The following is a 12408-nucleotide window of genomic DNA, read 5'->3' on the forward strand; positions in this document are numbered from 1 at the left end:
ATCCGTTTTGTTATGAAAGACAACCGTAGGAATTTTATTAAAAAAAGTACTGCCCTCGTTACCGCCACGGCAGCGGGAATCGGCCTGCTCAAAACGGGAAGTGCTACCCGCCGCGAGCGGCAGCAGCTGGCCGAAACGGTGAAAGACGCCGGCATGGAAATGAGCGAAGCCTATTTCTGGGGGCCGGATGAGCGGCGGGTAGCGCTGGCCAAGCAACTGAACGTATTCGGGGCCGTGGCCGGGGTGAATCCGCGCGTGGCTGGCTTGGAGCAGGCCGTCCCCTGGAAGTACGAAACCATCAAAGCCGTCAAAGCTGCCTGGGCCAAGCTCGGGCTGAATTTCAACGTCGTCGAGGGGCCGCCCGCACTGGGCAACAAGACCAAGCTTGGCCTGGAGGGACGCGATGAAGAAATCGACAATTTCATCGCCTTCATGAAAAACCTGAAACGGACCGGTATCGACATCATCTGCTACAACTGGATGCCCGTGATCAGTTGGGCGCGGACACAAAATGACTGGCCCGGCCGGGGCGGCGCGCTGATGACGGCCTTTGATTACCAGGATGTGAAAGACCTGCCGCTGACCGAATTTGGTGAAGTCTCCAAGGACACGCTATGGAAAAACCTTGCGTATTTCCTCAAAGCCGTGGTGCCGGAAGCCGAAAAAATCGAAATGAAGTTGGCCATGCACCCCGATGATCCCCAAGTGGATAGCATCCGGGGCATTTCGCGGATTATGAACAGCGTGGATAATTTCCGGAAGATGGCGGATATCGTGCAGAGCCCCTACAACGGCATTACGATGTGCCAGGGCAATTTTGCACTGATGGGCGTGGATATCCCGGCGCTGATACGGGAGTTCGGCCAGCGGGACCTCATCCACTTCGTACATTTCCGGAATGTGCAGGACCTCAGTGGCCAGGTGCCCAGCACCAAGTTCGTGGAGACGTTCCACGATGAGGGGATGATCGATATGTATGCCGCCATGCAGGCCTACTATGACATCGGTTTCCGTGGCCCTATCCGCCCGGATCACGTACCTACCATGGCGGGCGATAGCAACGACCATCCGGGGTACAGCACCATCGGTGCCCAATTTGCCTTTGGCTACATGCGGGGATTGATGGAGGGCGTGGTGAAATCAGCAGCACGGGTGGGTTAGGCAATGTGCATAATTTTTTTTATTATTGGCAAATATTATAAACTTGCTTATCGGATGAAGACTTTAGCCACGTTCCTGTTAATCACACTGCCTGCCATGATTTTTGCACAACACCAGCCGATTGATCTGTTCGTCGGTACCTATACGAATAATGGAAAGAGTAAGGGCATCTACGTCTATGCCTTTGATCCGGCAACGGGCAGTGCCACATTGAAAAGCACGACGGAGTCGGGAAACCCCTCCTTCCTGGCGGTCAGCGCCGACAGGAAATATGTCTATGCAGCCAATGAAAATGTGGACGGCAAAGGGGCGGTGAGTGCTTACGCCTATGACGGCGCTACCGGAAAGCTTACCCTGCTGAACGAACAGCTTACGCAAGGGGATGCACCCTGCCACGTCGCTACGGACAGCCGGGGTACGCACGTCATCGCCTCCAATTATATGGGTGGCAGCATCAGCGTATTCCCCATTAAGCCGGATGGCAGCCTTGGCCCCATCAAGCAGTTTATCCAGCATACAGGCAGCGGCCCCGATAAAAGCAGGCAGGAGGCACCACATGTGCACTCTGCTTTTTTCACGCCAGACGAAAAGCGCGTCTACATACAAGATTTAGGGACGGATAAGGTGCATATCTACGATTTCCAGCCCGCCAGTGCAGACAAGCCGCTGGTACCCTCAGTACAGCCCTTTGCCCAAAGCGCACCCGGCGGCGGCCCACGGCACCTTGCCCAGTCGGCCGATGGGAGCTTCGCTTACCTCGTGCAGGAAATGACCGGCAAGGTGATGGTCTATCGGCAACAAAACGGCCAACTGGAGCCTATCCAGGAAGTGGAGATGAATGAAGACGGCTTCGCCGGCAAAAACGGTGCGGCCGATATCAAGCTGTCGCCCGATGGGAAGTTCCTCTATGCCTCCAACCGGGGGGATGCCAATACTTTGGCTATTTATCGGGTAAATGCAACGGATGGCAAGCTGACCAAGGTGGGCAACCAATCGGTATTGGGCCGTGGTCCGCGCAATTTCAACATTACACCGGATGGCAGGTATTTGTTGGTAGCCAACCAGAATACCGATGAGGTGGTGGTTTTCACGCGGGATGCGGATACGGGGTTGTTGCGGGATACGGGGAATCGGATTGCCGTGGGATCGCCGGTGTGTTTGGTGTTTTAGGAAAGTGTTCGCGGGGATCTGCCAGCGCTGCGGTCAAATGTTATGCTGTCGATTAAGAAAGCTTCTATTGTCACAATTTTACTTGTCGTCATTGGCGTCGCCGTCCAGACGCTGAAGGGATCGGTCAGAAAAAGCGGTATGTCTATGTCACCAAAGTAATTGATGGGGACACTTTTTGGGTCAAAGATGGTTCGAAAGAGCTGAAAGTCCGATTCATTGGTATCGATGCTCCGGAGACGCGCAATACAGGCCGAAAGAAGAAAGGTGCTTTCGGTGAAGCGGCCAAGGCGTATGTCACGCAACTAACGCTGCACAAACGGGTGCAATTGGAACTGGATGTGCAGGAGAGCGACCGGTATCAGCGGTTATTAGCCTACGTTTATTTGGAAGACGGCACTTTCCTGAATGCCCATTTGGTAGCCAACGGATATGCAATCTTGGATACTCATCCACCAAACGTCAAATATGTAGACTTATTTGCAGATTTACAGCAGCAAGCAAGGCAGGAAAAACTTGGTCTTTGGGCGGAATGATAGGGTTCATTTGCGAGAGGATAAAAGCAGAACGACGGCCTCGAACTGTCGTGTCACCAAAATCAGCACAAAATTTTCAGAGGACAGTTTAGACCCGACAAAAGAAGCGATAAATCAATAAGAGTGAACTAAAAAATACCCTCAGCCAAGCGTTTGATATCTCCATCAAGCGTATCCGGCTGGCCGGAAGAAGGATAAAATTTCGATATAATCCGCTGGACTAACGAAAAGCTTTGGGGGACTGAATTTCGGGAGAAACCAGTTCATCAATCAATTGCCCCATCAGCTTGGTTTTTCGGGCTTCGTATTGGTCTATTAGCAATGAATCCTCGGCTGTTCCTTTGTGCAGGAGAATCATCGCGTCCACCTTTCTGATATCTTCGATAAGATCCATTAGTCTGTATAGCTGTCCACCTTTCATCACTATACTTATTAAAACAAAACTTCTAAAAAATCCTTTGGATATTTTATACCGTTCCTATGTGCAGGATCTTGTAATATTGGCTACAACTCATATAGGTTGATAACCTTCAAGCCTTTAATTTTCTTGAAATCATCGACATTGCGAGTAATCAGATTGAGATTACGTGATAGGGCCGTGGAAGCGATGTAAGTCACGAAAGATACCGTAAAATCTTCATCAATAATCTCAGCCAAAAGTTGACTGCCGTCTGGTGGTAGCCGATTCATTTGGGCATCGATTAGCACATTTGTGTCAATCAGATATCCCGTTGCCATTCTTCGCGGCCTTTGTTGACGTGGGTATGAAGCTTTTCTCCTTCTTTTTCACTGATGGAGCCGAAAAAGTCAGAAGGTTTTTTTTTGACATCCGCAGGCTTTTCCTTACTGATTTCATAAGGGGTATTTAACCGTTTGGCTAAGTATTCGAAGAGTGTAATTTCTTCCTTATTCTTGGGATGTATGGTGATAACAGCCATGTTATTTTCTCTTCTCGTTTACTTAATTTACCTTCCCTTAATCTCCCTCACATCCCTTTCGCTGTCAGGGTTTCGGACGTATGGAAAAATAGGGATACATACAAAAATACGAAAACTATTAGAAATAACAGACGCTACCTAAAAATTTCACATCTCAAAAATACCCCAAAATAGGTATTGCAGCGGTGGCTTCTGAGCGATATCTTCGCTTATGCGAAGCGCAGGAAAAGCCATCGCTTTACGGAATACCGTAAGGCCGTTGTTTTGCACCGATTACCTTTGTGTAGCGGGCATTTGCAATTTTCATCACAATGGCTTATCTTCGATTTCGCAACGACCAATATAAACTCCAGTACCGGATTAAAACGATTAAAGAAAAGAAACAAATCAATCTTAACCATTCATTCAACCGCCATGCATAAGCGTATCCTTTATCTATTCCTTGTCTTCGGATTTTTGTTGCCTGCGGCTTCGGGCGTGCAGGGTAGGGCAGTGGCTTATGCGGCCACGCAGCAAAAGGACACGGTGGTGTACATCACCAAAACGGAAGAGAAGTATCATCGGGCGGGGTGCCGGTATCTGTCGCGGAGCCGGATTAAGATGACGAAGAAGGAGGCTGTGAAGAATGGGTATGGGGCGTGTAAAGTATGATATGGATAATGAATGGTAGAAAACAAAGAGAGACAAATATTTTGATGAAAACTAATTATTAAAGTTATGAGTTCCACAAAAAACGTTTTCATTAGTCATCATCATAAAGATGATAAATCCGTTTCGGATTTTACCGCCCTTTTAAGTGGAAAAGATTACAATCTTCGTAACAGTTCAATTAGGGTTAATGCAAAGAACAGGGAACGCCTTGAGAACAAACAAGTTCCTCGACAAACTTTAGAGAGGTTATTGAGGATGAAAATCAGGTGGGCGGGTACTATGATTGTACTCATTGGATCGCAAACACATTCAAGAAAATGGGTGAATTGGGAAATTGAGCAGGCAAAGAATCTAGGAAAACGGATTATCGGTGTATTCATGCATGGGGGAAAAGATGCAGATATTCCGGAAAATTTGGAAAAGTACGGGGATGGATTGATCGGATGGAATTCGGGAAAAATTATTTCTGCATTAGAAGGAGAGGATGTAGGCTGGTGTACTTCAAGCGGAGAAACAAGACAGCCTGTTACTGTAGTTAAACGGATAGAATGTCAATAATGGGAGGGTATGCATACAAAATAACTCGTGACTACGGATTTGCACCAAATCCATTCGGTGAGTACTGTTCCTTGGCTTGTTGTAAACCAAATATAAGAAAGAAAGCGGCTGCCGGCGATTTAATCATTGGTACCGGAGCAAAAGCGAACGATCTTCTATACCATCTCATTTTTATAATGAGGGTAACTGAAAAGTTAACTTTTCAAGAATATTGGGAAGACAAAAGATTCGCCTATAAAAAACCAGTATTAAATGGCAGCCGTAAGCAAGTGCACGGTGATAATATTTACCATAACGTCGACGATGTTTGGTGTCAATTGGATTCCCATCATAGTCGTTTAGGCGGCGAAGTTAATGAAGGTAATCTCAAACAAGATTTACGTGGCGAATATATACTGTTGTCCAATAGCTTTGTCTATTTAGGCGACCAAAATATGGAGGTTCCTCAAAAGTATCGAGAGTTATGTCCGAGTATAAAACACAGAGATTATATAACCATCCGAAATACTGAATTAGCTGAAGAGTTTTTCCAATATACAGTGGGTAATTATGGTCTTGGGGTAATAGGAGACCCAGTCAATTGGAAGGAATATGATTAAGGTAGAAAGTGGAGTATGGCAATAAATAGATTTTACAGCACAAAACAAATCTCACGTAATAGTTTTCTCGCGTTAGGTATTAAATGCGTATTCATCTCTCATCAACAAAAAGACAAAGAATCCGCAAAAAAAATTACGGATTACTTGATTGCAGCAGGTATTGATGTCTACTTTGATGAATATGATAAAGATTTGAAAATTCATCATCAGTCAAATAATCCGAAAGCTGTAACTGATGCAATAAGAACAGGGATTAACAACAGTTCTCACATGCTTGTGGTTGTCTCTCCTAATACGCTATATTCTACTTGGGTACCTTTTGAAATTGGGTATGGATATGATAAAACGGACTTGTATGCACTTTGCTTAAAGGGAATACCTTATAGGGGGTTACCGGAGTACGTAAGGTCTGCTACCATTATTAGAGATATTTATGATTTAAATAACCTTATTAGTAGAATTTCAAAAGTAGACAAAGAGATTTTACTCCAAAAAAGAATGATGAGTGATTATGGGAATCAAACAAACCCACTTCGGAATGTGATGGATGCTTTGATAAATGATTCATATAGCTAATCTAAGAGAAGTATTATGGCCAAATGGGAGGATTATGTAATTACGAAAATATCCTTTAATGAAGAAGGGAACACAATTGATAGAGTTCTTGTCCATGACGATTTTGAAGAGCATATAGGTGCTGGTATAATTAAGAACCGTCGGTGGTTGGTAGACCAAACTAATGCAGGACGAACATTTTGCTGTGTTAAAAGAGAAATTGGAGGTTGGTCAAGAGTGTGTTTATTCAAACGCAAGACTACTGGTGGGTTTAGTTGGAACACGACCCTTCCAGAAGAATTACCAAAAAGAAAAACTTTCATCAGTTATTATCATGATGACGATCAATGGTACAAGGAAGCTTTCAAGAATCTTTTTGAGGATTTGATTACCCATAAATCGGTTGAGGATGGAGATATCGATTCGGATAATACAGACGGGTACATTAAGCAATTAATACAAAAGGATTACCTAACAGATGTTACGGTTTTAATTGTATTACTTGGTCCGAATACGAAACACCGAAAACATGTGGATTGGGAAATATCAGGTGCATTAAATTTAAAAGTTGGAGACAGGTATGCGGGTCTACTAGGCTTGAAATTACCATCTCACCCAAATTTTGGCTCGGGCCAACATAACTATAATAATTTGCCAAGCCGCTTATCAGACAACCTGAAGACTGAATATGCAGTTATTAGGGATTGGACTGAAGATCGAGCCAAAAATCAAGAGTATATCGAGTTAGCGTTTGATAAAGAATTACCCACTATAAATCTATATATAATTCAAGAACCCAAATGATAAAGAACACCAATGACTAGAATAAGTTATCCATTAAATATGTATATAGTTTGGCATCCTTCATCTAAAGTAGGTAAGGAAGTTGCCGAAGAATTGTATTCTACTTTTTGTCGTGATTATAAGAATCCATTGTCTAGGGGTATCGGAATTCCCGTTTATTTTCGGTTTCAGAAGTTGGAAAGTGATAGGCCACTAGGAATTGATTTTAGAGACGCTGAGAAGAATGCGGTAGTGTTATTGATAGATCAAGAGTATTACTTAGACGATGGTTTTCGGGAGTACACTGAGGAAATTGTATCGAGAATAGATGACAACAATAGGGTTTACCCAATAGCACTATTCGACAAGGCTTATTCAATCGGTTGTAATTTGAGCAACCTCCAATTTACCGATGCGACTAAGTTTTTAGGCAAAAAAATATCCTTGGATAAGGATAAGCATCTCACAAAGGCGATTAGAAAAATTAGGACTGAATTGTTGCACGACTGTGCAAGATTGATTTTGAATTTTCAGCCAAGAGAGGAAGATGGTGAAAGTGACCGTATAGGTTCTCCAGTAAAGCTTTTTTTAAGCCATGCAAAGAAAGATGGAGAAGAGATAACAAAAAGGTTCAAGCGCTTCATCGAAGAAAATCTTAAGTTGGACGTGTTTTTTGATACGGTTGATATTGCTAACGGGTATGACTTTGCGAAGCAATTTGAGCGAGAGGTTAAACATTCCGCTTTAGTTGTTTTTCATACTGATGAATATTCTAATCGGGAATGGTGTCGAAGGGAGGTATTAATAGCGAAAAAGCATAAATCTCCGATAGTGGTCGTTCATAATATCTCTGAGGGTGAAAAAAGAGCGTTCCCGTATTTGGGGAATATGCCAACAACAGTGATTGGAGATAAGGAAGTCATAGGGTTTTACAGAATATTAAATCTCACACTTTATCAGGTTTTGAATAATGCCTACCAACTTATGCTTCTTGAACAGTATAGTAATCTTTACGCAAAGGAAAACGCCATAATTAAATCAATATCAACTCCTCCTGAACTGTTGAATTTCATCGATATCAAGCGTTACAAGGAATCTTTAGGTGAAAAGAAATTGACTATGCTATACCCTGATCCACCATTAGGGGTAGAAGAGTTGATGGTATTAAGTGATTTAGATGATGATGTCCAATTCCTAACGCCAATAAATCTTGTGTAGTCAGTACTATGGAAAAAAAAATAGACATTTCTGGTGTAGAGCCAGGTCTTCTTGCTAAGAAAGTGAAGGGAATCAAGGAATCTGTCGTCTTTAAAGGGAAAAAAATAGCCATTTCTGTTTCTGAAAATGAAGACTTGGAGTTATTAGGTTTTACAAATCAGCATTTGAATGATGTCTCAATTGAAATAGCGAGGTATATTACTGCAAATGGTGCTACAGCTATGTATGGCGGTGACTTGAGAGTTGGTGGCTTCACCTATTTTTTTTCTGAATTATCAAATCAATATCAACGCGAAAGTGACAAATCGCATAGGTTTGTTAATTATTTTGTTTTTCCCAATACAAAGGCGATAACACCAGAAGTAAGAATTGAATTTCATCAAAAAAAGATTGAAATCAAAGAAGTAAAAAGTCCGCCCTCTATTGAGGTTGAAGAGGAGAGAGACTATTATCCTTGGATAAGTATTGAAGATCGATACGTTTATTGTGAATGCTTTAAAGAAATGCGGCTACAGATGGCTAAAGATAGTGATGCTAGGATATTGGTGGGAGGTAAGGTGTCAAAATTTTTAGGATATATTCCGGGGGTTATAGAAGAAGCGTTGTTGACATTGAAAGAAGACAAACCGGTCTTTTTGGTGGGCGGGTTTGGAGGTGCCACTGCAAAGCTAATAAGTCTTCTGAAGGGTGATAAAGTTCATGAATTGAGTAACAACTACCAATATGTAGGTAAATTTCTAGAAAAATATCAAGATTTTGTAGCCGATAAGTGTAGCTATGCCAACTACGAAAACCTTAAGTCAGAGCTTCTTTTCTACAATATCGATGCATTGTCCAAGCTTAACGGTTTAACCATGGATGAGAACGAGATTTTGTTCACAAGCAAAAATATACATGAAATTGTTTTCTACATTATGAAGGGTCTTAAGAAACTATAAACCGTCAATACTTGGGGAGAATATAGGTCTGTAGCATATGAAAGTCCACGAATTTGAAGGAATAAATTCTGCCATCATTGGATTGGCTAAATTTTTACTAGAAGAGGGGACAGAGCGGAAAACTAGAGGAAATACGTGCTACGAAATTCCGTATCCCGTAGTTTTCAAACTCAATAACCCTTTGGCGAGAATAGTGACTATTCCCGAACGGAAATGGAGAAATATACTGCCTTATGTGGAATCTCTTTGGCTTTGTTCCGGCAGGAATGATCTGGCTATGGTGCAATATTATTTGGAAAGAATGGGCGATTTTTCCGATGACGGAAAAACTATGCGCGCGGGATATGGCCCTAGGTTCCGTTTTTTCCAAACGGATCGCAAGGACTATGACGTGGGTTTTTTTCGGGCTGATTTTAATAGAAGTGCATATGTGGACCAGTTTAAGTTTATTGTTAATCTTCTTAATAGCGATTCAAGTAGTAGGAGGGCCGTCATTACAATAGGTGACCCAAGCAAGGATCTTTTCGACCTAAATGGAGAAGTGAAAATCACGAAAGATTATCCGTGTACTCAAAATATCCAATTCATGGTCAATAATGGTAAGCTTGATGTGTATGTCCACATGCGTTCGAACGATTATATGTGGGGTGCAACTGGTGTAAATATTTTTAATTTCACTTATTTGCAAGAAATTTTTGGCTATTTATTAGGAATGGAGTTGGGGGCATACTATCATATTGCAAATAATTTCCATTATTACGACCGACATAAGAAGAAACTGGAAGTACTAGCTTCAATATCAAATGTGGAGAACGAATTTCACGTTTATGATAGGCCGTTTACTTCGCTTGAAGATTTTGATGCCGCATTGGCTAAGCTTGAGAACTTTGAACGCGGTTTACGTCTAAATCAGTTAAACTATTTTCCAGATTTCGAAAGCAATTATTTTAACGACTGGGCTCGGGTTCTGTATGCTCATTATTTCCCAGAGAAGGAGATAATTTTTGAAAACCCAGTTTTACAAAAGGTGGTTATTAACAAATTGTAAATCTTTATTAATATGAAAAAAGAAAAAGCAATTATGACCGAGGAAAAAGTTCGGCTAATTTTGGAAGAAGTGACTGATCTTCTCCTAAGAAAGAACCAGGATTATGGAAATGCAAGTTTTGATCTAGGGCTGAATGGAAACATGGTACATCTTTGGGATAAAGTGAGGAGGTTTCGGACTTTGGTGGAAAATAGCATAAAAAATGGTGATTCCGTGCCTAATTTTGAAAGTATAGAGGATACCTTGAAAGATATCATAGGCTATGGAATTATCGGTCTTCTTATACTAAGCGAAGAAAAAAATAGATGATTTAATGAAAAGGTATTTGTTAGTAAAAATGTGAGGTTTCGATACGATCATTAAGCGCCCACTTAGGAGGATACCAAAAATCGATCAATGATTTGTTAGGCCGGTAAATTTGTTTGATGCGTTTTCGATCGGATATGCCGCTGACATCTGGGTGTGCGACACGAGCGTATTTGTCAGTTTCGCAAAAAAGGTTTTGACAGTCGATTAATTGTAAAGGACGACCCCAAAGATTTTTGAATTTTATACCCAGTCGCTCGAATTCTTGGTCTTGTTTTTCGGTAACCCACCGTATCAGATCAACCTCCGAGTAATCCCCCAGATTTAAAAAACACTTTTTTATACCGTCTTTAGCTCCCGGTCCGGGTACGACAAAATCCATTTCGCTGAAATTAGTCAATGTACTGTAGTTAATATCGATTGTGTATTGGTAAGCGAGAAATGAACCTATACTAGGATAAGATAGCAATAGTTGATAGATATTTTCCATTGATGACGCAGCCGTTACTTTTTCAGTCAGCTTGCTGGTAAGCATTTGTTCAATCAATTTAAGGTGATTCTCATGCTTGCGGTCAAAACCATAAGAGCTCTTACCCGAGGCCATTATATATGCGCCGGAATAAATAGATTCACCCGCTTTTAGCGCCCCATGTAATACTTGATTATAGCTGTCAAACGAATAGTTCCTCCAAGTCAACTCCCCTATTTCGTGTTGCAGCAAGTCCCAAGTTTCAATCTTATTGAATATCTTAAATAGTAATATTCTAAATAGTAATTCATTAGCCTCTTGGTCACCCTTATAGATCACCTTCTTTATAAGATATTGGCTTACGCGATCCGACGCCCGATATGCGTTGGTAAATTTATGTCTCAGAAGTATAGGGTCTGCTGTTAAAAATGGTAGCTTTGCCAAGCGGTTAAAAAAAACCTCTTGTCGTTCAGCCGCGAAGCGCCAATACGTGTCAAATACCTTTGAAGGTTTTGGTTGTATCCGTCTAGTAGTATAATGAACCATTAATTCGGGATCTATTTGATTGGTTGTTTACCAAAGAATTCTATAGTCAGTAAAGTTTTGGTGGCCTACCTTTATTGTCTACAACTTTTCTTACATAACCTTCCCACTTACCTAAAATTTGACGCCATTCATTTGAGTTTAGATATTTTCCAATATCTCCTTCTAAATTAAACTCTGGCAAATATGTCCCAATCACCCCTTTTTCCAACACACCATCGGCAATTACTCCATTTTCTCTAATTATTAAAACTGGCAACCCAATTTGAAATGCCATAGCTGGCTCAATATGGCTGTAAGGGCTTGTTGTCCACATGTTTTCTAGCTGAATCATCGCATCGCCATTATCCGAATTTGGCTTTGTTATCCCTTGTACGATTAAAGTCCGTTTAAAAGCTACTGTAATTATCCCGTTACATTCTAGCATTAACCTTCTTATAGCCGTTAGTGGTTCTTCCATGTCATAATCGGTAACCCCTAGAGTTCTTGCTAAAAAACCCTTATTATCAAGCAAAAGCTTTATCTGATCAATAAAATCATCTTGTTTCTTGAGGTATGGTTTAGGATAACTTAAGAAAATTGGAATTTTGTAACTCATGTTTTGCAGTTGCAGTTTTTTTCAAATCTATCTAAAAATTTGTAGGCCTATTCAGGAATCTCCGTACAACACCATCTCGTATATGACTTCGAACCTTTATTGATTATGGTTTTCAGAATAATTGTGTATGGAAGAAAGATTATTTTTTTATTGCTTTGAAATATCTTGAAATCTCGATTTCATCCTATTGCTTCTACTGATTTGACGTTAATCTGGCCGTCTCTTGCAAAGATATAAGTGCCCTTGGTTTATGCGTACTCCTAATAGAAACTTTTTACCAGAATAATAGTTTACCCATGGCGGAGTATGTCCGTTTTTACGCAAATATACACCTTGGTTA

Annotated in this window: 17 protein-coding genes; 12 read left to right on the forward strand and 5 right to left on the reverse strand. The window is 41.6% G+C overall.

The window, feature by feature from the left end:
• Positions 1-12: 12 nt before the first annotated feature.
• From BMW65_RS18535 to BMW65_RS18545, 3 genes are all read left to right on the forward strand, one after another.
• Positions 13-1161, forward strand: coding sequence for a mannonate dehydratase (locus BMW65_RS18535; RefSeq protein WP_090607653.1), 1149 nt, complete (start codon positions 13-15; stop codon positions 1159-1161).
• Positions 1162-1215: 54 nt separating this feature from the next.
• Entirely contained in the window at positions 1216-2331 is a 1116-nt protein-coding gene (locus BMW65_RS18540) for a lactonase family protein (RefSeq protein ID WP_245747687.1), read from the forward strand.
• 215 nt (positions 2332-2546) lie between these two features.
• The gene (locus BMW65_RS18545) at positions 2547-2864 is read left to right on the forward strand and encodes a thermonuclease family protein (protein ID WP_262497341.1); all 318 of its coding nucleotides are present in this window, start codon (positions 2547-2549) and stop codon (positions 2862-2864) included.
• Positions 2865-3084: 220 nt separating this feature from the next.
• Here the strand turns inward: BMW65_RS18545 and BMW65_RS24280 are convergent, their stop codons facing one another.
• The 3 genes from BMW65_RS24280 to BMW65_RS18560 form a co-directional block, all read right to left on the reverse strand.
• Positions 3085-3285: a hypothetical protein gene (locus BMW65_RS24280; RefSeq protein ID WP_090607657.1), complete on the reverse strand. Its 201-nt coding sequence runs from the start codon at positions 3283-3285 to the stop codon at positions 3085-3087.
• A gap of 83 nt (positions 3286-3368) precedes the next feature.
• The gene (locus BMW65_RS18555) at positions 3369-3602 is read right to left on the reverse strand and encodes a PIN domain-containing protein (RefSeq protein ID WP_090607658.1); all 234 of its coding nucleotides are present in this window, start codon (positions 3600-3602) and stop codon (positions 3369-3371) included.
• Positions 3584-3802 (reverse strand): hypothetical protein, encoded by a 219-nt coding sequence (locus BMW65_RS18560; RefSeq protein WP_090607660.1) that lies wholly within the window; start codon positions 3800-3802, stop codon positions 3584-3586. Before BMW65_RS18560 ends, BMW65_RS18555 begins: the two co-directional genes overlap by 19 nt.
• A 414-nt stretch (positions 3803-4216) precedes the next feature.
• Here BMW65_RS18560 and BMW65_RS18565 point away from each other — a divergent pair, with 414 nt between their 5' ends.
• The 9 genes from BMW65_RS18565 (at position 4217) to BMW65_RS18605 (ending at position 10461) form a co-directional block, all read left to right on the forward strand.
• Complete coding sequence (locus BMW65_RS18565; RefSeq protein ID WP_143053923.1) at positions 4217-4453, forward strand: hypothetical protein; 237 nt, start codon at positions 4217-4219, stop codon at positions 4451-4453.
• A 66-nt stretch (positions 4454-4519) separates the two neighbouring features.
• On the forward strand, positions 4520-5011 hold the full coding sequence (locus BMW65_RS18570; RefSeq protein ID WP_090607664.1) for a TIR domain-containing protein: 492 nt from the start codon (positions 4520-4522) through the stop codon (positions 5009-5011).
• The gene (locus BMW65_RS18575; protein ID WP_218145460.1) at positions 5002-5610 is read left to right on the forward strand and encodes an Nmad2 family putative nucleotide modification protein; all 609 of its coding nucleotides are present in this window, start codon (positions 5002-5004) and stop codon (positions 5608-5610) included. The genes BMW65_RS18570 and BMW65_RS18575 overlap by 10 nt, the downstream gene beginning before the upstream one ends.
• A gap of 15 nt (positions 5611-5625) precedes the next feature.
• Positions 5626-6186 (forward strand): toll/interleukin-1 receptor domain-containing protein, encoded by a 561-nt coding sequence (locus BMW65_RS18580; protein ID WP_090607668.1) that lies wholly within the window; start codon positions 5626-5628, stop codon positions 6184-6186.
• Between the two features lie 15 nt (positions 6187-6201).
• Positions 6202-6969 (forward strand): TIR domain-containing protein, encoded by a 768-nt coding sequence (locus BMW65_RS18585; RefSeq protein ID WP_218145461.1) that lies wholly within the window; start codon positions 6202-6204, stop codon positions 6967-6969.
• Between the two features lie 12 nt (positions 6970-6981).
• Positions 6982-8166, forward strand: a complete 1185-nt coding sequence (locus tag BMW65_RS18590) for a toll/interleukin-1 receptor domain-containing protein (RefSeq protein WP_090607670.1) — start codon at positions 6982-6984, stop codon at positions 8164-8166.
• Between the two features lie 8 nt (positions 8167-8174).
• The gene (locus BMW65_RS18595) at positions 8175-9104 is read left to right on the forward strand and encodes a hypothetical protein (RefSeq protein WP_090607672.1); all 930 of its coding nucleotides are present in this window, start codon (positions 8175-8177) and stop codon (positions 9102-9104) included.
• Between the two features lie 37 nt (positions 9105-9141).
• Positions 9142-10152 (forward strand): thymidylate synthase, encoded by a 1011-nt coding sequence (locus BMW65_RS18600; protein WP_090607674.1) that lies wholly within the window; start codon positions 9142-9144, stop codon positions 10150-10152.
• Between the two features lie 12 nt (positions 10153-10164).
• Entirely contained in the window at positions 10165-10461 is a 297-nt protein-coding gene (locus BMW65_RS18605) for a nucleotide modification associated domain-containing protein (RefSeq protein WP_090607676.1), read from the forward strand.
• A gap of 19 nt (positions 10462-10480) precedes the next feature.
• Here BMW65_RS18605 and BMW65_RS18610 read toward each other — a convergent pair whose 3' ends face one another.
• Positions 10481-11473 carry a nucleotide kinase domain-containing protein gene (locus BMW65_RS18610; protein ID WP_090607678.1) on the reverse strand — a complete coding sequence of 331 codons (993 nt, stop codon included), beginning with the start codon at positions 11471-11473 and terminating at the stop codon, positions 10481-10483.
• A gap of 46 nt (positions 11474-11519) precedes the next feature.
• Positions 11520-12068: a hypothetical protein gene (locus BMW65_RS18615; protein ID WP_090607679.1), complete on the reverse strand. Its 549-nt coding sequence runs from the start codon at positions 12066-12068 to the stop codon at positions 11520-11522.
• Positions 12069-12408: the final 340 nt, after the last annotated feature.

It is taken from the genome of Parapedobacter koreensis (assembly GCF_900109365.1).
In the GTDB taxonomy this organism is placed as follows: Bacteria; Bacteroidota; Bacteroidia; order Sphingobacteriales; family Sphingobacteriaceae; genus Parapedobacter; species Parapedobacter koreensis.